General features: G+C 66.1%; 19 protein-coding genes. 6 read left to right on the forward strand and 13 right to left on the reverse strand.

What is annotated here, in order from left to right:
* Positions 1–268 precede the first annotated feature (268 nt).
* Positions 269–2710, reverse strand: coding sequence for a TonB-dependent siderophore receptor (locus AC1ZV1_RS24500; RefSeq protein WP_484294017.1), 2442 nt, complete (start codon positions 2708–2710; stop codon positions 269–271).
* An 84-nt stretch (positions 2711–2794) separates the two neighbouring features.
* Positions 2795–4192 carry an aminotransferase-like domain-containing protein gene (locus AC1ZV1_RS24505; protein ID WP_484294018.1) on the reverse strand — a complete coding sequence of 466 codons (1398 nt, stop codon included), beginning with the start codon at positions 4190–4192 and terminating at the stop codon, positions 2795–2797.
* 128 nt (positions 4193–4320) lie between these two features.
* Here AC1ZV1_RS24505 and AC1ZV1_RS24510 point away from each other — a divergent pair, with 128 nt between their 5' ends.
* Together AC1ZV1_RS24510 and AC1ZV1_RS24515 are read left to right on the forward strand one after the other, a co-directional pair.
* Entirely contained in the window at positions 4321–5208 is an 888-nt protein-coding gene (locus AC1ZV1_RS24510) for a DMT family transporter (protein ID WP_484294019.1), read from the forward strand.
* 90 nt (positions 5209–5298) lie between these two features.
* Complete coding sequence (locus AC1ZV1_RS24515; RefSeq protein WP_484294020.1) at positions 5299–7680, forward strand: DEAD/DEAH box helicase; 2382 nt, start codon at positions 5299–5301, stop codon at positions 7678–7680.
* Positions 7681–7728: 48 nt separating this feature from the next.
* Here AC1ZV1_RS24515 and AC1ZV1_RS24520 read toward each other — a convergent pair whose 3' ends face one another.
* From AC1ZV1_RS24520 to AC1ZV1_RS24550, 7 genes are all read right to left on the reverse strand, one after another.
* Positions 7729–8709: a FecR domain-containing protein gene (locus tag AC1ZV1_RS24520; RefSeq protein ID WP_484294021.1), complete on the reverse strand. Its 981-nt coding sequence runs from the start codon at positions 8707–8709 to the stop codon at positions 7729–7731.
* Complete coding sequence (locus AC1ZV1_RS24525; protein ID WP_484294022.1) at positions 8706–9239, reverse strand: sigma-70 family RNA polymerase sigma factor; 534 nt, start codon at positions 9237–9239, stop codon at positions 8706–8708. The genes AC1ZV1_RS24520 and AC1ZV1_RS24525 overlap by 4 nt, the downstream gene beginning before the upstream one ends.
* Before the next feature lie 147 nt (positions 9240–9386).
* Positions 9387–10172, reverse strand: coding sequence for a 3-hydroxybutyrate dehydrogenase (locus AC1ZV1_RS24530; protein ID WP_484294023.1), 786 nt, complete (start codon positions 10170–10172; stop codon positions 9387–9389).
* Positions 10173–10220: 48 nt separating this feature from the next.
* Entirely contained in the window at positions 10221–11354 is a 1134-nt protein-coding gene (locus AC1ZV1_RS24535; RefSeq protein WP_484294024.1) for an ABC transporter permease, read from the reverse strand.
* Between the two features lie 9 nt (positions 11355–11363).
* Positions 11364–12536, reverse strand: coding sequence for an ABC transporter permease (locus AC1ZV1_RS24540; RefSeq protein ID WP_484294025.1), 1173 nt, complete (start codon positions 12534–12536; stop codon positions 11364–11366).
* Positions 12518–13489: an HlyD family secretion protein gene (locus tag AC1ZV1_RS24545; RefSeq protein ID WP_484294026.1), complete on the reverse strand. Its 972-nt coding sequence runs from the start codon at positions 13487–13489 to the stop codon at positions 12518–12520. Before AC1ZV1_RS24545 ends, AC1ZV1_RS24540 begins: the two co-directional genes overlap by 19 nt.
* Before the next feature lie 85 nt (positions 13490–13574).
* Positions 13575–14054, reverse strand: a complete 480-nt coding sequence (locus AC1ZV1_RS24550) for a phosphate-starvation-inducible protein PsiE (protein ID WP_017519063.1) — start codon at positions 14052–14054, stop codon at positions 13575–13577.
* A gap of 169 nt (positions 14055–14223) precedes the next feature.
* Here AC1ZV1_RS24550 and AC1ZV1_RS24555 point away from each other — a divergent pair, with 169 nt between their 5' ends.
* Positions 14224–14505, forward strand: a complete 282-nt coding sequence (locus tag AC1ZV1_RS24555; protein WP_484294027.1) for a DUF3509 domain-containing protein — start codon at positions 14224–14226, stop codon at positions 14503–14505.
* Positions 14506–14773: 268 nt separating this feature from the next.
* Positions 14774–15040, forward strand: coding sequence for a YebG family protein (locus AC1ZV1_RS24560; protein ID WP_484294028.1), 267 nt, complete (start codon positions 14774–14776; stop codon positions 15038–15040).
* A 57-nt stretch (positions 15041–15097) separates the two neighbouring features.
* Here the strand turns inward: AC1ZV1_RS24560 and AC1ZV1_RS24565 are convergent, their stop codons facing one another.
* A complete protein-coding gene (locus tag AC1ZV1_RS24565; RefSeq protein ID WP_484294029.1) occupies positions 15098–16132 on the reverse strand; it encodes a Glu/Leu/Phe/Val dehydrogenase family protein in 1035 nt (344 codons plus the stop codon).
* A gap of 154 nt (positions 16133–16286) precedes the next feature.
* On the opposite strand from AC1ZV1_RS24565, the gene AC1ZV1_RS24570 reads away from it, so the two are divergent.
* On the forward strand, positions 16287–17096 hold the full coding sequence (locus AC1ZV1_RS24570) for a SirB1 family protein (RefSeq protein ID WP_484294030.1): 810 nt from the start codon (positions 16287–16289) through the stop codon (positions 17094–17096).
* 21 nt (positions 17097–17117) lie between these two features.
* Here AC1ZV1_RS24570 and AC1ZV1_RS24575 read toward each other — a convergent pair whose 3' ends face one another.
* The 3 genes from AC1ZV1_RS24575 to AC1ZV1_RS24585 all read right to left on the reverse strand — a co-directional run bounded on the left by AC1ZV1_RS24575 (position 17118) and on the right by AC1ZV1_RS24585 (position 23056).
* Complete coding sequence (locus tag AC1ZV1_RS24575; protein ID WP_484294031.1) at positions 17118–19661, reverse strand: LuxR C-terminal-related transcriptional regulator; 2544 nt, start codon at positions 19659–19661, stop codon at positions 17118–17120.
* 193 nt (positions 19662–19854) lie between these two features.
* Positions 19855–21225, reverse strand: a complete 1371-nt coding sequence (locus tag AC1ZV1_RS24580) for a DUF1329 domain-containing protein (RefSeq protein ID WP_484294032.1) — start codon at positions 21223–21225, stop codon at positions 19855–19857.
* 22 nt (positions 21226–21247) lie between these two features.
* Positions 21248–23056 carry a DUF1302 domain-containing protein gene (locus tag AC1ZV1_RS24585; RefSeq protein ID WP_484294033.1) on the reverse strand — a complete coding sequence of 603 codons (1809 nt, stop codon included), beginning with the start codon at positions 23054–23056 and terminating at the stop codon, positions 21248–21250.
* 304 nt (positions 23057–23360) lie between these two features.
* Here AC1ZV1_RS24585 and AC1ZV1_RS24590 point away from each other — a divergent pair, with 304 nt between their 5' ends.
* Positions 23361–24113: an AraC family transcriptional regulator gene (locus AC1ZV1_RS24590; RefSeq protein WP_484297626.1), complete on the forward strand. Its 753-nt coding sequence runs from the start codon at positions 23361–23363 to the stop codon at positions 24111–24113.
* The last annotated feature ends 75 nt before the right edge of the window (positions 24114–24188 follow it).

Raw genomic sequence — 24188 nt, forward strand, 5'->3', positions numbered from 1 at the left:
AATGGGACGGGCGCGGGGAAACGCACATCGAACTGAATCCTGCGAGGCGCCCCAGGTCATTCCCGGCACGCGATTGAAAAGCGGAATTATATGATATTGGTTCTCAATTGAAAGAACCCCGTGCCGCCCTTTGTGAGTATCTGTGTCGAACGTTCGCTGAACGGCCGCGCCCGCCGGGCTCCGCCGGCTGCTCCGCCGGCTGCTTCAACGGTCGATGCAAACGCCTCCCTGGCGGGACCGACGTGATCGGCCACCAGGGAGGTCGGTCTTACCAGCGGTAGGTCGCGGTGCCGGTCACGATCCGGCCATTGCCGTAAATGCAGCGGGTGGCGTCGTAGCAGCCGGCGATGTACTCGCGGTCGGTGAGGTTGTTGGCGTTGACTGCGAAACGCCAGGGACCGGTCTCGTAATGCACGGCGGCATCGAGCAGCGTGTAGCTGGGTACGTTCAGCGAGTTGTCCGGGGCTCCCGGGTTGCGGCCGTTGTAGCGCACGCCACCACCGAAGCCGAAGCCTTTCAGCTCGCCATCGCGCAAGGTGTAGTCAGCCCAGAGCGAGGCCAGGTTGCGCGGCGTGGGAATGCTGATCGGCGTCTTGCCGTCGCTCTCGTCATTGGCCTTGGTGATCTTCACGTCCTGGTAGGTATAGGTGGCAATGAGGTTCAACTCGTCGCTCAGACTGGCCACGCCTTCCAGTTCCAGGCCACGCGAGCGCACCTCGCCGGTCTGCACGCTGCTGTTGGGATGGGTCGGGTCCGGGTCAAGGGTCAGCACGTCACGCTGGGTGATCTCGAAGACGGCGGCGGTGACCGAGCTGTCCGAGCCCTTGGGCTGGAACTTGACGCCGACCTCGTACTGCTTGGCCTTGGTCGGGTCGAACGGTTTTCCCTCGTAGTCAGTGCCGGCATTGGGCGTGAAGCCCTCGCTGTAGCTGAAGTACGGCGCCAGGCCGTTATCCGCGAGGTAGACCAGCCCTACCCGTCCGCTGAAGGCTTCATCCTTCTGGCTGGCGTGGGTGCTGCCTGCCGTGCTGCTGTTGTCGGTGGTCGAGCCAGCCCAGTCATAGCGCCCGCCCAGGGACAACACCCAGTGTTCATCGAAGTGCAACTGGTCCTGCAAGTAGACGCCGGTCTGACGCTGGGTCTGGTCGGTGTAGGTCCAGTCATCGGCCGTGAAGGCGGACTTATCCACAGGGCCATAGGACGGGCCGCCGTACAGGTCCAGCGGCGTGGTCATGATGTACGCCTGCGGGTCCTCGGTTTTCTGCCGCTGCCAGTCCAGTCCCAGCAGCAGGGTGTGGCGCAGCCAGCCGGTGCTGAAGTCGGCCTGGGCCTGGTTGTCCAGGGTCCAGCGCTCGTAGGTGGGATTCTCGATGCCGGCGAAACGCAGCAAGGTGCGGTCATCGCCGCCCTCCATGCCCCAATAGCCGGTAGTGCCGGCGCCATAGACCATGTTGTCGTTCAGATCGAGATGGGCATAGCGCAGGTTCTGGCGGACCTGCCAGACATCGTTCAGGCGGGTCTCGAACTCGTAGCCCAGGCCGTACTGGGTTTTCTCGTACCTGGAGAAGTGTTCGTCACCGGTGAAGTAGTCGCGACGGATCTTGCCGTAGGCGCTGCGGGTCAGGGCGCCATTGGCCGGCAGGAAATTGTCCTGGGCGTTGGTGTCATCCTTCAGGTAACTCGCCATGACCGTCAGGTGGGTGTCTTCATCCGGCTGCCAGGTGAGCGACGGCGCCAGGGCGAGGCGCTTGTCCTCCCACGGCGTATCGCGGATGTCGCCTTCGTGTCCGACCAGCACCACGCGATAGCTCCACACCCCCGCCTCATCCAGCGGGCCCGTGCTGTCGAGCCCCAGCTGCTTGCGCGCATCCGTGCCGTACTGCACCTGGATTTCGTGGCTGGCGACGCTGCTCGGGCGTTTGGACACCTGGTTGATCACGCCACCGGGGTCACCCTGGCCGTAGAGCACGCCAGCCGGGCCACGGAGTACTTCGACACGCTCCAGCATGTAGGGGTCGACCATCCAGCTGGCGAGGTTGATGGTGCTGGGCAGTTGCAGGCCATCCTGATAGGTGGTCGGCGAGAACCCGCGGATCACGGTGTACCAGTCGGAACGGTTGTTCGAACCGTAGGACGACACGCCCGGCGTGTAGCGCAAGGCTTCGTTCACCGATTGCACGCCCTGGGCCTCCATGCGATCGCGGGTCACCACCGAGATCGATTGCGGCGTCTCGTGGATCGGCGTGTCGGTCTTGGTCGCGGTGACGCTGCGCTTGGCCACGTAGCCCTGCACCGGCCCTTTCGGGTCTTCGGCGGCCTGCCCGGTGATGGTCTGCGCCTTCATCTCCAGCGCACCCTCGGTGGCACTGCGCTGCAGGCGGAAGCTGCCGTCATCGCTGGCTTCCGCGGCCAGCCCGCTGCCCGAGAGCAGCACGGCAAAGCCGGACGCCACCGAGTATTCTCCGGTGATACCTGCACTGCTCAGACCGCGGGTCAACGCCGGATCGAAGCTGAGCAGCACACCAGCCTGTCGGGCATAGGCATTCAGCGCATCCTCCAGGCTGCCCGCGGGCACACTGAAGTGCTGCGCGGCCGGTGCGGCAATGACGGTGGAAGCCGGCAACAACGGCAGGCTCGCGGCCAGGCCGAGAGCGGCGATGCGCAGGGCACTGGCCAGGGGGCGCAGGCGCGCGGAGGGGACGGCAGGCATGACATTTCCTTGTGCAAAGAAGCGGGACTGCACAGAGGCCGCACGACGAAGGAAAACCTGCAGACCGATCGGTAATTATTTTTTTCAGCGCCTGCGCACCGCTTCCATTGCCCGCTCCAGCCCTTCGAATACCCGGGGCGACAGGCACTGGGCGACGTTGAAGCGCAGGTAGCCGGCGGCGCTCTGGCTCAGGCTGAAAACGTTGCCCGGCGCCAGCACCAGGTTGTCCGCCAGGGCCGCCCGCGACACCTCGGCCGCATCCAGTTCGCCCGGCAGGCGGGCCCAGACGAACACCCCGCCACGCGGCTCCAGCCAGGGCTGGATATCCAGCCCGCGCAGGCGCAGCAGCGTCTCGCCCATGGCATCGGCCAGGCGGCCGCGCAGACTGTCGAGGTGGCGCCGGTAGCTGCCTTTGCGCAGCAACTCGAAAAGCATCTCGGCGCTGAACGGGCTGTTGCCGAAACTGGTCGCCAGCTTCAGGTCCACCAGGCGTTCGCACCACTCCGGCTGCGTGGCGATGTAGCCGCAGCGCACCGAAGCCGACAGCGTCTTGGAGAAACTGCCGACCTGGATCACTCGCTCCAGCCCGTCGAACGCCGACAGGCGCGGCGCGCTCTCGTGCTCGAAGTCGCCGAAGATGTCGTCTTCGACGATCAGCAGGTCATGGGCCTCGGCCAGCTTGAGCAGGCGATGCGCAACCAGCGGCGAGAGCACTGCGCCAGTGGGGTTATGGAAGGCCGAGTTGGTGATGTACAGGCGCGGCCGGTGCTGCTCCAGCAGGCTCGCCATGGCGACCACGTCCGGGCCGGTCGGCGTATAGGGCACACCCACCACCTGCACGCGGTGCGCCCGCAGCAGGGCCTGGAAGTTGAAGTAGCCGGGGTCGTCCACCAGCACGCAATCGCCCGGCTCGAGCAGGAAGCGACAGATCAGGTCGATCGCCTGGGTACCGCTGTCGGTGAGTACCACCTGTTGCGGGCCGACCGGCACGCCGTAGTCCGCCAGTCGGCGTGCGAGCTGTTCGCGCAGACCGGCATGGCCGTATGGGCGACCGTATTCCAGCAGGCTCGATTGTGGCGCGCGGGCGATCTGCCGGAGCGCGCGGCGCAGTTCGTCCTCGGGCAGCCAGGACGGAGGCAGCCAGCCGCAGCCGGGCTTGAGCGAGGTGTCCGCGGCTTCCAGCGACTGCCGGGAGATCCACAACGGATCGATGCTGCGATCCAGCGTCGGGCCGACATCCGCCAAGGACAACGGCGGCGCATGGCCGGCGACGTAGAAACCGGAGCCCCGGCGCGCGGCAATCACGCCATCGGCCGCCAGCCGGTCGTAGGCTTCCACGACGGTGGTCTTGGACACCTCCAGTTGCTCAGCCAGCTGGCGAATCGACGGCAGCCGCTCCCCCGGAACCAGCGCCCGCGCAGACAGACGCTCGCGCACGTGCTGCATCACCGAATCGACCCGCGTGCTCCTTGGCCTGCCCATGCTGCCCTCGCCCTGATTTGTACCCCTATAATTTACGGACAGTTTGCGCAAATTGTACCTTTCTGTCACTGGCCGCCCGGCAGCTCCGCGCGCATCCTGCACGCTCGCTCTCCTGCCGGATGTTCACCATGAACAACACCCACACCCTCACCACGAACAGCAACCTCAGCGGCTGGCTCAGTGGCTTTCTCGGCGTGCTCATCTTCAGCGGCTCGCTGCCGGCCACACGGGTGGCGGTGGCCGACTTTGACCCGACCTTTCTCACCCTGGCCCGCGCCAGCATCGCCGGCCTGCTGGCAGCAGCGATCCTCCTGCTGCTGCGGCAGAAGCTGCCGGCGCGCAAGGACCTGATCCCCCTGCTGGTGGTCGCCGGTGGCGTGGTGGTGGGCTTCCCGCTGCTCACCGCGCTGGCGCTCAAGCACGTCAACTCGGCCCACGCCATCGTCTTCGTCGGCTTGCTGCCGCTGGCCACCGCGCTGTTCGGCGTGATGCGCGCCGGCGAGCAACCGCGCCCGGCGTTCTGGATCTGCTCCGGGCTGGGCAGCGCCGTGGTCGCCGGCTTCGCCCTGTCGCAGAGCGGCGCGGGCAACGTCACCGGCGACCTGCTGATGCTGGCGGCCGTGGCGGTCTGCGGGCTGGGCTATGCCGAAGGCGGGCGGATTGCACGGCACCTGGGCAGTTGGCAGGTGATCTGCTGGGTGCTGGTGCTGTCCCTGCCGCTGATGCTGCCGCTGGCCTGGTACACCCAGCCGGCAACCTTCAGCGGCGCCAGCTGGCCGGCCTGGCTGAGCCTGGGCTACGTGTCGCTGTTCAGCATGCTGATCGGTTTCTTCTTCTGGTACCACGGCCTGGCCACCGGCGGCATCGCCGCGGTCGGTCAGCTGCAACTGCTGCAGCCGTTCTTCGGCCTGGCGCTGGCCGGCCTGCTGCTGCACGAGCAGATCAGCCCGCTGATGGCCGGCGCCACCGTCGCCGTGGTGCTGTGCGTAGCGGGGGCCAAACGCTTCGCCCGCTGACCGCCGGTTTCCTTCCGCGTCCCGCCCGGGAAAAATCGGGGTATCATCGGGCGTTTGCGTACTCGGCTGGACTGCCGGAAGGACACTCGGATGAAGCCACCCGCCGACTCTCCACTGCCTGCCGTGGAGCGCGACGAACTCGCGCCCCGGCCCCGGCTGACCCTGGGCAGCCACGTGCACAGCGGCTTCGACCTGCGCAGCGGACGCATGCAGAACATCTCCCGGCACCGCGCCGCGCTGGCGTTCCTGTATGGCGACATGCCGGTCTCGGGCAGCGTGACTGCACGTTCGGGCCGCGAGATCCGGGTATTCCGCGATGACCAGATCGTCCGTGTCAGCCGCGAGCTGGAACTGGAACACGCCTGGCGCCTGGACCTGCGCGAGCTGGGCTTCAAGCCGGCGATGCGCCGCAGCGACGCGCTGGAGGACAGCGCCGGGGAAATGTTCGAACTGCCCGACGACAGCGCCTGGCAGGCGTTCATGCGCGAAGGCCTGCCACAACTGCGCGAACAGGGCTGGGAAATCGACATCCGCCCCGAATTCGTCTTCGACCTCACGCCGGTGGAGAACTGGTACGCCGAGATCGAGGAAACCGACGACCGCCAGTGGTTCGACCTGGAACTGGGCATCGAGGTGGAAGGCCGGCGCATCAGCCTGCTGCCGGCGCTGATCGAGTTGATCCGACGCATGCCGGCGCTGCTCGACCCGGTCGCCCTCGCCCGCCACGCCGACGATGAACAACTGGTGTTGCGCCTGGACGCCGGGCGCAACCCGATCCACACCTGGCAGACTGCCTCTGACCGCCCGCTGCGTGTCTCGCTTCCGTTCGGCAAGCTCAAGCCGATGCTGGGCACGCTGTCCGAGTTCTACATCGGCGAACAGCCGCCGGTACGCCGCCTGCGCATGGGCGCGCCAGATGCCGCGCGCCTCACCGAGCTGGAAGAGCTGCCGCTGACCTGGCAGGGCGGCGAGCAGCTGCGCGAGATCGCCCACCGCCTGCGCGACTACCGCGCCCTGCCGGCGCAGATTCCCAGCGGGCTCAACGCCGAGCTGCGGGCCTACCAGCACGAGGGCCTGAGCTGGATGCAGACCCTGCGCGAAGTCGACGCCAGCGGCATCCTCGCCGACGACATGGGCCTGGGCAAGACGCTGCAATCCCTCGCTCACGTCCTGCTGGAAAAGCAGGCCGGCCGCCTGACCAGCCCGGCGCTGGTGATCATGCCCACCAGCCTGATCCCCAACTGGCTGGATGAGGCCGAGCGCTTCACCCCGGATCTGCGCGTGCTCGCCCTGCACGGCGCCGGGCGGCGCAAGGCATTCGCGAAGATCGCCGAGCACGACCTGATCCTCACCACCTACGCCCTGTTGCCGCGCGATGCCGAGAAGCTTGGCCAGCACGAGTACCACCTGCTGATCCTCGACGAGGCGCAGAACATCAAGAACGCCAGCACCAAGGCCGCCCAGGCCGCGCGTCATTTGCGCGCCCGCCATCGGCTGTGCCTGACCGGCACGCCGCTGGAAAATCACCTGGGCGAGCTGTGGTCGCTGTTCCACTTCCTGCTGCCGGGCTGGCTGGGCGATGCACGGCAGTTCGCCACCGACTACCGCACGCCCATCGAGCGCCACGGCGACCAGGGCCGTCTGGCGCACCTGGCCGCGCGCATTCGCCCCTTCCTGTTGCGCCGTACCAAGGAACAGGTGGCCTCGGAGCTGCCGCCCAAGAGCGAATTCATCCAGCACATCGAACTCAGCGAGGCGCAGCGCGACCTCTATGAAACCGTGCGCCTGGCGCTGGACCGCAAAGTCCGCGACGAGATTGCCCGCCGCGGCCTGGCGCGCAGCCGCATCATCATCCTCGAGGCGCTGCTCAAGCTGCGCCAGGTCTGCTGCGACATCCGCCTGGTGAACAAGGAAGCCCCGCCGTCCACCGGCAAATCCGCGCGCGCGGTGACGTCGGGCAAGCTGGTCTACCTGCTCGACATGCTCGAAGAACTGCTCGCCGAGGGCCGGCGCGTGCTGGTGTTCTCGCAGTTCACCTCGATGCTCGCGCTGATCGGCGAGGCCCTGGCCGAACGCAACCTGGAATACGCGCTGCTGACCGGCGACACCCGCGACCGCCGTGCACCGGTGAAGGACTTCCAGGAAGGCCGCGTACCGCTGTTCCTGATCAGCCTGAAGGCCGGCGGTGTCGGACTGAACCTCACCGCCGCCGACACCGTGATCCACTACGACCCCTGGTGGAACCCGGCCGCCGAGAACCAGGCCAGCGACCGTGCCTACCGCATCGGCCAGGACAAGCCGGTGTTCGTCTACAAGCTGATCGCCCGTGGCACGGTAGAAGAGAAGATCCAGTTACTGCAGCGCGACAAGGCCGCCCTGGCCGCCGGCATCCTCGAAGGCTCCGGCACCGACTGGCAACTGGACGACGCGGATATCGACGCACTGTTTGCGCCGTTGCCCAAGGCAGTCTGAGCGGCCCCAACGGGCCTCGCGAGCGCGCCTGCTGACCGCGGAAGCGGATCAGGCCGCCGGCACCAGCGTCACCCACCAGCGCGTGCGGTACTGCGCGCGCACCGGCAGGCTGCGCTGCAGCGCGGCAACGGCCTGCTCTGGCTGATCCAGCGGGAACACCCCGGAAATGGCCAGGTCCGCCACCGCCGGATCGCAACGCAGCACACCGGAACGGTAGCGCGCCAACTCGGCGCACAGGCGGCCGAGTGCCCATTGCCGTGCCACCAGGTACCCTTCGCTCCAGGCCAGCGAGTCGACGTCCAGCGCCGTCTCGCCATACAGACCCTTGCGGTCGAAACGCACCTGGCGGCCAGCCTGGATCACCCCGGCGGACTCCGTGCGCAGGGCCGGCGTCACGGCTACCGCACCCTCCTGTACCGACAAGCGTGCATCACTGCCATCCAGGCGTACGGCGAAGCGCGTGCCCAGCGCCTGCAGACGCCCCAGCGGCGTATCGACCCAGAAGGTGCGGCCGGCGCTGTCCGGGGCGGTCTGTACGAGCATCTCGCCGCTGTACAGGCGCACACGGCGTGCGTGGGTGTCGTAGGCGACATCCACGGCACTGTCGGTATTGAGTTGCAGCCAGCCGCCATCAGGCAACGCGATACGACGGCGCTCGCCCACCGACGTGCGCTGCTGCGCCAGCCAGGGCGAATCGCGCAGCCCCAGGCTACCACTGCCCACCACCGCCGCCGTGCCGGCGAGCAGGAGCAGGCTCTTCAGTGCGCGACGCCGCGCGGGATCGGTCGCCGCCTGGCGCAGCGAATGACTGGCGAGGTTCGGGGCGATGCCCCCCAGGCGGCCATCGAAGATTTCCAGGCGCTGCCAGGCTTGCTCGTGGCTGGGGTCGGACGCACGCCATTGCTGGCAGGCGGCGAGTTCGTCGGCAGCGGCCAATCCCGAGGCCAGCCGCACGCGCCAGCCGATGGCCTGCTCCACTACCGCGTGGTCCAGACGCTGAGACGCGTCCATCGTGCCGAGTCGGTTCATGCGTAGAGCGCCTGGTAGCAATGGCCGAAGGCCTGGGTCATGTACTGCTGCACCGAGCTGAGCGAAACGCCCAGGCGCTCAGCGATCTGTGGATACGTCAGGCCGTCCAGCTGCGACAGGAGAAAGGCACTGCGCACCACCGGACGCAGGCCATCCAGCAGGCGATCGATTTCCATCAGGGTCTCCAGCACGATGGCCCGCTCCTCGGCGGACGGCGCTTCAGCCTCGGGCTGCTGGGCGAGGCTGTCGAGCCAGGCGCGCTCCAGGGTCTGGCGACGGAAATGGTCGATCATCAGCCCGCGCGCAACCGCCGCGAGGAAGGCTCGTGGCTCGCGCAGGCCCTTGAGCTCCTGGCGGCCGAGCAAGCGCACGAAGGTATCCTGCGCAAGGTCTGCGGCCTGCTGCCGGCACTCCAGGCGACGATAGAGCCAGCCAAGCAGCCAGGAGTGATGGCCGACATAGAGTTCGCCGATCTGCGAATGGTGAGTAGCCGACGTCACGAGTGCCCCCTGCGCGCGAACGCCAAGCATCGAGGTGCAAGTGTAACAACACCTCAAATGCGAAAACTTATCATTTGCGCAAAGATGCCACGAGCACGCCATCACGGCAAGCGCCGTGTGCGTGGAGGTGACGATGGGCTGGCTCGGCGGCCTGCTATCGGCAACCGGCAGGAGCGGTCAGCGCATCCCCCAGCCATGGCTGACCAGCACCGACTGTCCGGTGAGTGCAGCCGAGGGGAAGCTGGCAAGGAACAGCACCGTCTGCGCGACGTCCTCCACCGTGGTGAATTCGCCGTCCACCGTCCCGCCGAGCATGACCTGCCTCACCACCGCTTCCTCGCTGATGCCCAGCTCCTTCGCTTGCTCGGGAATCTGTTTCTCCACCAGCGGTGTCCGCACGAAGCCGGGGCAGACCACGTGAGAGCGCACGCCATGGGGCCCGCCCTCCTTCGCCAGGGTTCGGGCCAACCCGAGCAGACCGTGCTTGGCGGTGACGTATGCGGACTTGAGAGGCGAGGCCTCATGGGAATGCACCGACCCCATGTAGATCACCACACCGCCGCGCCCGGCCGGGTACATGTGGCGCAACGCGGCTCGGGTCGTGAGGAACGCGCCGTCGAGGTGGATGGCGAGCATCTTCTTCCAGTCGGCGAATGCGAAGTCCTGCAGCGGGTTGACGATCTGGATGCCGGCGTTGGAGACCAAGATGTCGAGGCTGCCCAAAGTGGCAACCGCTCCCTCGACACCGCTGTCCACGGCCTGCTCGTCGGTGACATCCATGGCCACTGCCAGCGCCTTGCCACCCGTTGCTTCGATCTCCTGCACCACAGACTGGGCGGCATCGTGCTGCAGGTCGGCGATCACCACCGCTGCCCCCGCGTCGGCCAGTGTCAGGGCAATCTGCTTGCCGATACCGCTCGCCGCGCCCGTGACCAGCGCGACCTTGCCATTGAGTGCATTCATCAGAGAGCTCCCGGGAAAGATGGAACTCTCACTCTAGACCGTCCGCCGTCACCAGCCCTTGAGCTGATCCCAGCGCCAGTTGCGGTACTGGTAGATCAGCGTGCCCAGCAGCCCGTAGGCGGCCGCCATGGCGAAGAGGATGAGGATGCGGTCGGCCACGGCTGACAGTGGCAGGTTCATCTGGTTCATCTCCACCACGGCGCGAATTGCCCAGGTGGACGGGATCGCGTCGGCCAGCAATTGCACCCACTGGGGCATCGCCTGGGGCGGCCAGGTGAAACCGGCCATGTAGAACAACGGCAGGGTGATGAAGGTCATGGTCAGGTAGACCGCCTCTTCCGAGGGCAGAACCTCGGCGATGAACTCGCTCATGGCGATCACCGCCAGCAGGAAGGGTAGCACCAGGCCCATCAGCATGAAGAACGAGGCCGTCTGCCGGTAACCCATGATCCATGGCCAGATCACGTAGAAGAGCATTGCCAGCACCGTCCAGATCAACAACTGCGCGGCGTAGCGGCCAAAGCGCGTGGAGGTTGGCTGGCGCAGCGAGCGCGGGGTGCCGCCGCGCAGGTTGAGGTTCACCCGTGTGCAGGACAGCAGCAGGCTGTGCTGCAGGATCAGCGTCACCAGACCGGGCAGGACAATGGCAGCAAAGCTGGTGCCGGGGTTGAACAGATCGGTCAGTTGGCCGATGGCCGGTTGCAGCAGGACATTCGCCTGCACCTCGGAGAAGCCACCGCGCATCAGCCGCTCTCGGTTGTAGCGCAGCGTGAGTTCGTTGTAGGTGGCATTGATGTCCTGCTGAATCTGTCCGTTGGCCATGCGGTTGGTGGCATCGCCAAAGATTGGCACGGTAACCGACTCGCCACGCAGCACACGCTTCTCGAAGTCCACGGGAATCACCACGATGCCGAACAGCTCGCGCCAGGCCAGGTCGTGCTGTGCCTCGGGCAACTGGTCATAACCTACCGTGGCGATCTTCGGCGCGGCGTCGAGCAGGCGCACCAGTTCGCGGGACACCGCGCTGTGGTCCATGTCGATCACCGCCACCGGCAGGTCGTCCATCGTGCGGTGAACGTAGGGCAAGGTGGTGAGCGCCACGGAGAGCACCATCAGCAGCCACAGCGGCTTGCCGAGCATGTTCTTCAGGGACTGGCGGAAGACATTCCAGAAATTCTCCATGACGAATCCTTACGCCGGGCTCAGGTCGAGGCGCCGACGCAGGCGCATCTTGGCGATCATGTAGGCGATCAGTGGGTAGAGCAGCAGCTTGCAGCAGGTGTACAGGCCGGACTCGGCCGGGGCTCTGCGCAGGAACTGGTCGAACAGGCCATGCAGGGTGTGGGTCAGCGGCTCGGCCTCGGAGATGATCCGGGCGATCTGTGGCATCGCCAGCTCCGGCAGCAGCACGCCGGAGTAGGTCTGTGCCACGCCGATCAACAGACCGATCAGCGAGTAGGCACTGAAGCGGTTGGCGGTGAAGATGAACAGCATCAGCCCCACGCTCTGCGCCGCCGCCACGTAGCAGACGGTGATCGCCAGCATCCACCAGGGGTTGCCGTTGATCCGCGCCCCATTGAGCTCTACCAGCAGGAATAGCTCGACCATCAGCAGTGCGCTGAACAGCAGCGTATAGGGCGCCATCTTGCCCAGCAGCCGCGCGCCGAGGGCCTGGGCCCGCAAGATATGCGGCGAGGACGCCCGTAGCTCCGGCGCTTCGCGGGCCAGTACGTGCACCGTGGCGACGATCACGAACAATTGCAGCAGGTGGACGATGGCGGCGAACTGCTGGAAGTAGATGTAGTTGCCGCTGGCATTGAACAGGCTTTCGTAGGACACCGCGACGCTGGCGAGCGCCGGCATCGCACGGTCCATGCCCGTGGCCAGGCGCGGGCGCAGTTCGGTGTTGACCGCACTCATCAGACCGCTGAAATCCTGGGTCGAGTAGAAGCCGGCCGAGTAGAACAGCGAGTTGTAGTAGAGCTCGGCGACGGGCTGGCGTCCGGACAGCGCGTCCGCCTCGAAGTCGCGGGGGATGTAGAGCAGCGCGTAGTCGTCGGCCATGCGCAGCCGGCGCAGGCCTTCCTGCAGGCCGCCGCCGAGCACCTCGACCTTGGCGTGGGAGCCGGCGTCCAGCTCGCGGACGATACGCCTCGACAGGCTGCTGTGGTCGGCGTCGACCACCGCCACCGGCATGTCCAGCAGCGTTCCCGCCTGGTACACGCCACTGATCACCACGAACAGCAGCAGCGGCCACAGCCAGCCAAGCCAGTGGATGGTCCAACTGCGCAGGGCAACCCGCGTTTCGCTGCCGAAAGCCTGGGCGAAACGCAGCAGGTTGCGTCTTACTGCTTCCACTGCCACAGCGCGCTCATACCAGGACGCAGGCCTTGTACGGGTTGATCCGGATACAGGCGCACCTCGAAGGTTTTCAGGTCGAAGTCTCCGGTGGCGCGGGTCGCGCGCTTGGTGGCGAAGTCGCCGAGCGGTGCAATGTACGCAACCCGGGACCTGACCTCGATCCCCTTGAGCGCCGGAACCTGGATGGCCACCTCGTCGCCCTTCTTCACCTCGGCCAGAATGTCTTCGCGCAGGTTGAACACGAAGTAGCTGTCGGACAGCCTGACCAACGTCAGCAACGGGCTATAGGCATTGACCAGCTCGCCCTGCTCCGCCGGGATCGGCCCAACCTCGCCATCCACCGGCGCGACCACGTTGAGGTCGTCGGTCTGCGCCTGCAGTTCGAGAATCTGAGCATCGGCGCGGCGCACGGCCGCCTGCAGTGCCTGGCGGCGCTCCTCGCGATCGCCCTGGTTACCCTGGTCAAGATTGGCCTGGGCCTCGGCGACGCGGTTGCGAGCCACGTCGCGGCCCCGACGGGACAGGTCCATCTGGGCCTGGGAGACGAAACCGCGACCGGCCAGTTCCTCGTTGCGCTGGTACTCGAGTTCGGCGTTGCGCAGCTCGGCCTGGGCCTGGGACAGGCTGGCTTGCAGAGCGCGCAGGGTTTCCTCGCGGGTCCCGTGGAGGGATTCGTCGAGATTGGCCTGCACCTGGTTACGCGCGGCGCGCAGCGAATCCAGCTGGGCCTGCAGTTCCGGGCTGCTGAGCGAGATCAGCAGTTGGCCCTGTTTCACGTCGTCGCCGCGCCGCACGTGCAGCGTTTCGACCCGGCCCTTGGCCTTGGACGCGACGATGACGTTGGTGGCGTCCGCCTCCCCCTGCAGCAGCAGCGGCTGGGTGTGCAGCCGCAGATAGAGCGTGATGGCGATGATCACCAGGATCAGCAGAGGAGCGAACAGTTTCCATCCCTTCATGGAGCGGTCTTCTCAGGCAGCGGATGCACCGATGGTAGTGCATCCGCCGGCCAAGCGGCGGCTCTGGATCAAAGCGGATGGGCGATCAGCGCTCGTCGTCGCTGATCAGGTCACGCTCGCCGCTGCGTTGCGGCGAACTCGGCGAGGGAAAGCGCGACGACGCATAACGCACCACCAGGATCGCCAGGGCGAGCAGCAACAGCGCCACCGAGACCAGGATGATGCCGTCGTCGGGCACGTGGTTGTGCTGGATGTCGGCGATCATCAGGCGGGTCAGCGCAGTCATCGCCACGTAGATCAGGAAGCGCACCGGCATGTGATTGGTCTTGAAGTAGATGCCGACCATGGCACCCAGTTCGAGGTAGATGAACAGCAGCAGGATGTCATCGATGCTCGCGTGGCCCTTGCCGACCATTTCGCCGAACGCCACCGCCGCCGACCAGAACACCGTGCCGCCGATGGCGAACAGCGCCAGGTAGTGGAATCCCTCCACCAGCAGGTTGCCCAGGGATTCGGCGCAGCCGTGCATCCGCTCGCTCAGGCGCTCGGCCCAGTTCTGTTTCATTCGTCGCTTCTCCGCAATACAAGGCTTGGTTGGCGTGAAGCCTGCAAGGGCTACGCCATTGATCTTGCGCAGTCATGGCACAGATGGGCTGCGCGAATATGACTGCGAACTTTTTCGGCCGGTCCCGAGTCCATTCAGGGGCATGCCACAGAACAGGCAGGAACGAGTGATGGAAAGTCCCTTTCAGACGCTGACCGACGCCTTCCAGGAACAGTACCGCGTCAACTTCAGCCTTGAACGGCCCGACGGTAGCATCGTACTGACCCTCTCCACCGAGGCTGGGGTGGCCGCGCGCCGCCTGATCCGCAACACCCAGTTGCAGGACCCGGAACAGCTGGAACGCTTCATCCAGAGCATCCGCTTCGGCATCGCCATCGAGCAAGGCGGCACGGCGCCACAGTTGCTGGCTGCCATGACGCGTGGCGCAAACGGCCTGCCGATCGCGTCCTGACGCGTCACCCCGCCAGAAACCCTTCCTACAGAGCTATCTGACTGACGATTCATTGCGCCCGTCACCTCGCTCCACCGCGCGCGCCTAAAGGGCGCGCGCACTGCTTTGGGCCGCCGCCGATAGTGGCCAGATACAGGCACTTCCTACGACTGCGTCTACGCTGCTGGCAATGATTCGCTCAGCCGCAGTAGCATTGCGCGATCATTTTACTGTATAAATAAACAGTTATTTCTTACTCCCAATCAAAAGAAGGCTTACGAGGTGATGAATGGCCGTCGAAGTGGTGTACCGCAGCAGCCGCGATCCGGAGCGCCTGTTCATGGATAAGGCAGAAGCCGACCGGCATGACAAGATGCTGGAGCTGGCGGAAACGCTGGCCGACGTGCTGCAGAAGGCGGTGCCTTCGCTCAAGGAGGATCAGGTCGAGGAGATCGGCATCTTCATGGCCAGGAACCGCGACGCCTTCGCTCGCGCCTTCAAGAACCAGCCCGACGCACTGAGCGAGATCTTCAGCGAATCCGCTGCCGAGGAATGAGTCGGCGTGAGCCCTTCAGGAGCGTGCCGACAAGGCCCACTCCTGCACGGTGTCTGATCAATGGCCTGAATATTCGCCGTAGAGGATCCGCTCGGCGAGCTTGTCAGCCACCCGCGCCGGCGACAGGTGATCGGCCTGGGCGTGGGCGTAGACTTCGGTCAGACGCTCGGCGATGCGTGACAGATGTGCCGTGATGACCGGCAGGGTCTCGCCCTGGTGTTGCAGGGCGACGTAGATCAACCCGCCGGAATTGATCACGTAATCAGGCGCGTAAAGGATGCCCCGCCCCTCCAGCTCGTCGGCGACATCCGCATGCGCCAGTTGATTGTTCGCCGCCCCGGCCACGGCGGCACAGCGCAGATGGCCTACCACATGTGACGTCAGCACGCCGCCCAACCCACAGGGCGCAAGGATGTCGCACGGCGTGGTCAGCAGCGCCTCGTTGGGCACCGGCCGGGCACCCAGTTGCTCCACCGCGAGTTGCACCTTGCCCGCGTCGATATCACTGACCAACAGTTCAGCGCCCGCCGCCGACAGATGCTCGGCCAGCGCATACCCGACGTTACCCAGCCCCTGAATCGCTACACGCAGACCATCGAGGTCATCGCTGCCCAGGCGCGCCTGGGCGCTGGCGCGGATACCCGCGAAGACTCCCAGCGCCGTGTGCGGAGAAGGATCGCCACCGCTGGTGGTGCTGGTGACATGACGGGTGAACTGGGCGATGCAGTCCATGTCGGCGCTGGAGGTGCCGCTGTCCACCGCGGTGACGTAGGCACCGCCAAGCGTATCGATCATTCGGCCGAAGGCTTCGAACAACTCGCCACGATTCTTCACGTGCGCGGCACGCAGGATCACCGCCTTGCCACCACCCTGACGCAGGCCGGCCAGGGCGGCCTTGTAGCTCATGCCCTGGGCCAGGCGTGCGGCGTCGCGCAGTGCAGCATCGTCGCTGGGATATGGCAGGTAACGGCAGCCTCCCAGTGCAGGCCCGAGCCGGGAGTTGTGGATGGCGATGATGGCCTTGAGTCCCGTGGCCGGGTCCTGAAAGAGATGCAGCGACTCGAGCCGGGTGGCTTCCATCATGTCGAACATGGCGGCGCTCCCTTGCTGGTAATGAACGGCGTTCCGAAAGCGTGCTCTTCCAGTATAGGCAGCCGCTGTCACATCACCTTCACGGGCGACGACCGCGCCACTGGACGAGTGCCTCGCGCTCCGGTTACAACCGCAGGGTCAGCCGGAGAACGCCATGGACCCGCGTCAAGCCTGCCTTGCCTGTCTTGCCCAGGACCCGCCCGCCCTGTTCGAGGCGGCGCTGTGGATCGCCGTCGAGCACGAACCGCACCTGCCGCCCGATCAGGCGCTGCGGCTGTTCGATGCGCTCGCGCACCAGGTTGCAGTGGCGCTGCCGCAGGGCACCGGCGATGCGGAGCGTGCACAGTTCCTGCTGCGGCGACTGAGCGAACTGGGTTTCGCCGAAGACGATGAATACCCACTGCACCCACGCGCCGCCCTGCTTCCCCAGGTGTTGCAGCGCCGCCACGGCCAGCCGCTGTCACTGGCGCTGATCGCCCTGGAGATGGCAAGGCGCAACGGCATCGTTCTGGTGGGGGTGAATTTCCCCGGACGCTTCCTGCTGCGCGTACCCGGCGCCGACCACCTGCTCGATCCGGCTACCGGCCGCCGCCTCTATACCCGCGACTGCCGCGACCTGTTGGCACGTCAACTGGGCGCCACTGTCGAACTGTCCGCCGAGCACCTGCGTGTGGCCAGCGCTGCCGAGATGCTGCAGCGGCTGTCACGCAATCTTCGTCAGTTGCACCTGGCCGCCGGTGAACCACTGGCGGCGCTGCGGGATGCCCAACGCGTGCTCGAACTCGGACCGCCCAGCGCCAGCGATCACCTCGCCCGAGCCGATCTCTATCACGTTCTGGATTGTCCACAGGCCGAACGCTACGACCTGGAGCGCGCCATGCTGCTCAGCGACGATGCTGCCGAGCAGATGCGCCTGGCCCAGCGCCTGGCCGAGATCACCATGCCGCCCAAGGCGCTGCACTAGCGCCACGGGACTTCTCCAGGTTCAGACCTTCAGCAGCCCCAGCTCCTTCGCTCGGGCCACCGCCTGGGTGCGTCGCTCCACGCCGAGCTTGCCGTTGATCCGCCGGGCGTGCGTCTTCACCGTGTGCAGGGAAATGTAGAGACGCTCGCCGATCTCCAGGTTCGAGCAGCCGCGGGCAATCAGTTCCAGCACCGAGAGCTCGCGCAGGCTGAGCAGGTTGTGCGGGGCCATCTCGCCCGCATGGGGACGCAGGCCGAACAGGCCGGGCTGGCGGCGCTGGGTTTCGCGCAGGGTGGAGAGCAGACTGAAGCGCTGGGCCAGGGCGACGCCTTCGTCCAGCGCACCGCGCGCGTCATCCAGGTTGCCGGCGATGAAGTGCGCCTCGGCCAGGGCCAGCCAGACATCGCAGGCCAGGGTATTGCGTCCCTCTCGCAACAGGTCCGGCAGCATCGCCAGAAGACGCCGCACGGCGGTGTCCAGGTCGCCGTCATAGAGTTCGGCCAGGGCCAGATGGTGCTCGACGCGCAGGATCTGGTCAGGCGCCGCGGCGGGCGGGCTGAGCTGGTCGGCGCGGTAACGCGAGGCGACCCGCTGGAGGATTTCCCGCGCCGATCCCGCGCGGTGCTGCCGCAGGTGAAGGGCACCGCTGGCGAGCAATAGCGGGCCGCGATAGATCGGCTCCGGCACGTGCTGCAGCTGCATGAGCCGCTCGACCTCCAGCAGACGGCTGAAAGCGCCATCGGTGTCACCGTCCAGCGCGTCCAGCCAGGCCAGGCCGGTGAAGCCATAGATCAGGCTCGGGTCGTGGCTGCGGCGGGTTTCGTTCAGGCCGGCGATGAACAGCTCACGAGCCTCCTCGTCACGTCCCTGGCGCAGGCACAGCCAGCCACGCCGAAGCGCGACACGTCCGGCCATGGCGTTGCAGGTGATGCGCATCTCGTCGAGGTATTCCTGAACCCGAGCCAGCAGCGCGTCGGCGCGTTGCAGTTCGCCGCGCTGTTCAAGCCACTGCGCACGGTCCAGCTCCAGCAGCGCTTCGAAGGTGGTGCTGCCTTGCAGACGCGCGCGCCGAAGCGCCTCACGGTTGATCAGTCGGGCTTCGGCCAGGCGTCCCTCGGCCTGGGCCTGCTGGGTCAGCGCGGACAGGCAGATCAGCGTCTGCGACCACGCCTCCTCCGGCAGGTACTGCAAGGCCTCGCGCAACTGCTCGCGGGCGCCGGGCAGGCCACGCGCGTGGGTGAGCATGCCGTTGAGGCCTTGCCACTGGGCGATCAGTGCGCGCTGCCGGTGTTCGCCGGGCATCGGCAGGAAGCGGTCGAAACCGGTCAATAGCGCTTCCACGTCGTCCAGGCGACCGACGAAGAGGAGGGTCCAGGCGTTGAGGATGAGCAGGCGCGGCGTGCTGCACAGCAGTTCGGCGGGTAGCGACTCGCGCAGTTGCAGCACGCGCTCGACATTGCGCCCGTGCAGCAGTTGCTCCTCGGTCAGGCGTTGCAGCAGGCTGGCAGAAACATCCGGCTGCTCGGCGTACAGCGAGTGCTCGAAGGCCGAGTGGATTTCCCCGCACTGGGTGAACCACTGGCAGGCGCGTCGGTGCAGGGTCGCCGCCGGCCAGCGCGACAGGCTCGCCAGCGCCGCCGCGACCATGGGCGCCACCTGGAACCAGTGCTGGGTGTTGTCCACCGGCTCGATCAGCACGCCCCAGGCCTGCAGGCCATCCAGACCCAGACCGGGTTCGTCGAACAGGTAATCGCAGAGCTCGCGATTGAAGCGGGCGATCTGCGCCAGGCCGCAGAGTGTTTCCGCCAGTTCTGCGGGCAGGCTCGCCAGGACTTCGCGCTGCAGGTAGTCCTGCAACAGGCCATTGCCGGTCTCGGCGACCTGGGTGGCACAGGGTGCGATGGGTTCAGCCCCCAGGCTGAGCAGGCGCAGGCGCACGCCGGCGAACCAGCCATGGGTCGCCTCCTGCAGCGCCTGGCGCTGGGCTTGCGGCCATTCCAGGCCGGCGGCCTGCAGGTACGCGTCGAGCTCGCACTGGGTCAACGCCAGAGTGCTGGCGCCCAGTTCCAGCAGTTCGCCTTCGAGCAGCAGGCGGGTGAGGTTGCAGGCCGGGCGGCGACGGCTGGTCAGCCACCAGCCGATCTGCGGCGACGCCACGGCGAGCAGGCGGTCGAAGCAGTCGTCGAGGGCGGGATCGGGTGCGCGTGGGTAGTCATCGAGCATCAGCCAGACCGGCTCGCTGGCACTCTCCAGCCAGGCCGCCAGTGCCGCCTCACCGGACCAGGGCACGCCCAGGGCCTCGCCCAAGCGCTCGCAGAACTGCTCGGGCTCCAGCGCCCGGCCGCCCAGTGCGAGCCAGACCACACGGGTACCGGTGGGCGCCAGGCGTGCGCACTCGCTTATCAGCACCGTCTTGCCGCAACCGGGCGGCGCCACCAGCAGACGCAGGCGGCATTCGGTGAGGCTCAGGCTGGCGTGCAGCCGTTCGCGGGGCAGGTGCTGGCGGGGCAGGCGAGGCAGCGCCGCACCGTGCTCTGTAAGACTGCGCAGGGCGATTGTCGACATGGGCTTCTTCCGGCCATTTGCAGGCCAGACTATGCCCGTGCGCAGAGCGGGCAAAGGACCATCAGCCAGACTCATGGGACGGTATAGCGCAGACCGCCCTCAGGCCCGGCGTAGAGGTTGCGACGCATTGCAGGCGGGAAAAAAGAAATCCGGCATCCACCAGGGATGCCGGGGCCAAGGAGCGGGTGTTGCTTCAGCGGACGCCGGTGTTGCGCAGTGCCGCCGGGGTGAAGTCAGCCATGCTGGCCTTCTGACCGAACTGGTAGCCGCGCTTCTCTTCGTTGTTCAGGCCGAAGGTCACGTAGCGGCCTGCGAGGATGTCGTACAGCGACTCGGCAGCGTAACCGGTGGCCAGTTCGGAATAGAAGGTCATCTCGTGGCCTTCGCCGACGCGCCACAGTTGACCGCGACCGTCGTACAGCTCGGAGACCGCAATCTGCCAGCTGTCCTCGTCGAGGTAGAAGTGGCGCTGGCCGTAGATGTTGCGCTCGCCGGACTTCAGGGTACCCACGACTTCCCACACGCGGTGCAGTTCGTAACGGGTCAGGTCCTGGTTGATGTGGCCCGGCTTGACGATGTCGTCGTACTTGAGCTCCGGGGAGTTCAGGCGGTAACTGTTATACGGGATGTACATCTCGCGCTTGCCCACCAGTTTCCAGTCGTAACGATCCGGGGCGCCGGAGAACATGTCGTAGTTGTCCGAGGTCCGCAGGCCGTCCGAAGCAGTGCCCGGACCGTCGTACGCTACCTGCGGGGCACGGCGCACACGGCGCTGGCCGGCGTTGTAGATCCACGCCAGGCGCGGCTCCTTCACCTGGTCCAGGGTCTCGTGCACCAGCAGGACGTTACCGGCCAGGCGCGCCGGGGCGGTTACCTGCTGCTTGAAGTAGGTGAGGATGTTGCCGGTCTTACTGGCATCCTGGTCACCCATGTTCTGCGGCACCGCGATCGATTCCTCGAAGCGGATCGGCGTGTAGCTGCCGTTGGTCTGCGGTACGACCTGCACCACCGAGCGGGAGATGTTGCCGCCGTGGTAGCGGGTCAGGTGGTTCCACAGCGCCTGTACGCCATTCTTGGGCAACGGGAAGGCGTAGTAGCGGCTCTTCTCGAAGTTCTCCAGGCCATTGCCGTCGTTGATCGGCTGGACGAACTCGGCGCTACGCTTGATGGCGGCGTAGATGTCGTCGGGCAGCGCGAAGGTGCGGTGAGTCTTGTACACCGGGATCTTGTAGGTATCCGGGTAGCGCTTGAACATCGCCAACTGGCCGGCGGAGAGCTTTTCCTTGTACTGGTCGGCGTTCTGCGCGGTGATGGTGAACAGCGGCTTCTCGTCGGCGAACGGATTGGAAAGGAAGCCCTTGGCGTCCAGCTTGCCGGCGGTGCGGGAGATCCCGCCGGTCCAGGCCGGGATGCTGCCGTCGGCGTTGCCTTCCTTCTGCGAGCCCATCGGCGTCAGGCTGGTACCCAGCTTGGCCACTTCGTCGGCGGACACCGCCGCCATCACGCCGCAGGACAGCAGGCTCAGGGCCAGTGCGCCGCATTGGAGGATTCTTGTCGTTCTCATGTCGATTCCTTGAGCAGGCAGGTCAGAAGTTCACGCCGAAGCTGAGCGAAACGAAGTCACGATCGACGATGGTGTTGTAGTCGCCGCCGAAGAAGTTCGTGTAGTTCAGGCTCGCGGTGTAGGTGTTCTGGTAGTCCGCATCGATACCGACGCTGGCGGCCTTGCTGCCTTCGTTGAAGACCGGGCCATAGCCATGCACGTCGTGGGACCAGGCAACGTTCGGCTTGAGGTTCACCCCGGCGAAGACGTTGTTGTAATCCCAGATGGCGCGGGCGCGGTAACCCCAGGAAGACGAGGTGTAGAAGCCACCGTCACCGTACTCGGCATCCGCCGTGGCGTTCTCCGGCACGCCGTAGACCGAGTCCCGGCCATAGCGCTCGCCGACCTTGTTGGTCATGCCGCCGACGTAGGTCACGCCGACTTCGCCCACCAGGGTCAGGCGGTCTGCGCCCATGGTCTGGTCGAAGAAGTGGGTGAAGGTGGTCTGCGCCTGGGTCACTTCCTTGCGGATGTAGCCATGGTTGACCTGGTTGGCCTGCGCCAGCGCACCGGCCACGCCGCCCGTGGCGAACCCGCCGGCCACGGTGGTGGCGAGCAACGGTGTCAGGTCGGTGGTGTTGAGTTGCAGCGGCATGTTCGGCCGGTAGCTGATCTCGCCGTTCCACGCGGTGCCGGTGGGCAGGGTGGTGGAGAAGCTCAGCCCATACAGGCGGATGTCCTCGGGGTATTCGAGGAAGTAGCTGCCGCGGCCGAGCAGGATCGGCTGGGCCAGTGCCGAGGCGCCGGCTCCGATGGCGCGCAGGGCATTGCCGATGTCGGCGGTGCCGGCGTTCTGCATGCTCACGATGGGCGTGCGGCTGTGGTAGTTCATGGCGTAGGCGCCATATTCCACGTCGTCGCCCAGCCAGCGCAGCGCCAGGCCCCACTGGCCGGAGTCGCGGGCATCGCGGTCGGCGCCGCGCGGCACCATCAGGCCTTCGGGAGTGACAGTGACGTTCAGCGAGTTGAGCAGTGCCTTGGTCGCCGGTGCGTTCAGTGCATTGACGGTGGCCGGATCGAGAATGTTGTAGTTGGTCTTGCAACCGTCGGCGGCGACGTCGGTGGTCGAGAAGAAGGTGCCGCAGTTATCCAGTACCGTCTGGTCCCACTCCAGCTGGTAGAAGCCTTCCACGGACAGCGAATCGGTCACGCTCTGGGACAGATAGAGCATGTTCACCGGGATCAGGCCTTCCTTGATTTCCGAACCGGGACGACGGAAGGCGGAGACGTCGATGGGGTTGATGGTGTTGATGCTGTTGCCGATGAAGGTGCTTTCACCCCAGCTCACCACCTGTTTGCCCAGGCGCACGGTGCCCGGCAGGTCGGCGATGGAATAGTTGTAGTAGCCGAAGGCATCCAGCAACTGGGCGCCGGAAGACTTGGCGCCTTCCTTGCGGCCATCGTCGGAAATCTGCTTCCAGTCGGTGCTCTCGTCCTTCAGGCGGAAGTCGTACCAGTACTTGCCTCGGGTGAACACGCCGAAGTCCCCGTACTTCAGCTCCAGGTCGTGGATGCCCTTGAAGATCTTCGAGAAGGTGTCCCCCTTGCGGAAGTTCAGCCGGCCATCGTCGTTGGTCTGGGTCATGCCGTGGCCGCCGTTGGCGGCGCCGATCAGATCCTGCTTCGGACTCTGGGTACTCCAGCTGGCCCCCACGGACAGGCTGGAATCGAACTGCCCTTCAATCTCCCCGATGTTGAAATTGACTGCTTGAGCCTGGGTGGCGCATCCCAGGGCGACAGCGGTGGCAAGAAGTTGCGGTTGGAAGAATCCGCGCCTTGTTTTTGTTGTCATGCGGCTCTCCTGACGGTGTCTAGGTGGCTACACCCTACTGAGCGTCCTGACGGGGAGTAAGCGCTCCAAGGTGGTATTTGGCGTGTCGCCCGAAAGAGTGAATCCCCCCTCTGGCATGCGTCATTGCGCGCGATATTGGTGCAGGCGATGACGGATCATCGAGACGATGGATAGTACGGAGCGGTCGGCAGAACGATTACCACTACCGCAGCGGCGCGGTCTGGGGCATCCTTAGCCGCCTATGCAAGCCATCGACCAACGCCCGACCGACAGTCACCTGACCGAGCAGACCCGCGAGGTGGTGCTGCGCTATCACCAGTGCTGGAAGCATCGCGACCTCGAAGCGGTGCTCGCGCTGTATCACCCGCAGGTGCAGTACAACGATTTCTTCCAGAACCGCACCCTGGGTTACGCCGATCTGCGCGACTATGTGCGGGGCACCATGCCCAGCCGCCCGGAAGAGTTCCTCGACCACATCGACCGCATCCGCGTGGATGGCGATACCGCCTTCATCCAGTACCGCATCGCGGTGACCCTGAGCGGCCGGCTGGCGACCTTCCATTCCAGCGAGGCCATCACCGTGCGTGACGGCCTGATCTGGCGCATCAACGAATACGCCTCGGTGGTGCGCGAAGGGGGCGAAAACCGCCCGCAGGCCATCGACCCGCGTCCGGCCACCAGCCGCCTGGGCCTCTCGCCGCGCCAGCTCAGCCAGTTGGCCAGCGACCTGGAAGACTATTTCAGCAAGAGCCAGCCGTACCTCGCGCCGGACCTGGACCTGACCCAGGTCGCCACCGCCACCGGCTACACGCGCAACCAGATTTCCTACCTGCTCAACCAGGTGATGGGCCTGAGCTTCTACCAGTACGTCAACCAGACGCGCCTGACCCACCTGCTCAGCCAACTGCGTCCGCCGCTGCCGTCACGCATCGACGAGCTCGCCTTCTCCGCCGGCTTCAACTCGCTCTCGGCCTTCTATCGCTGCTTCCGCCAGCAGACCGGCCAGTCTCCCCGCGAGTACCTGAAGCGCCTGCGCGAGGAACAGCAGGAGACCTGATGCGCCCCTGCCGGCGGGTACGCGAGCAATCCTCGCGTACCCGCGCGCACGACAGAACCCCGCGCCAAATCTAGG

It is taken from the genome of Pseudomonas sp. BB438 (genome assembly GCF_057180225.1).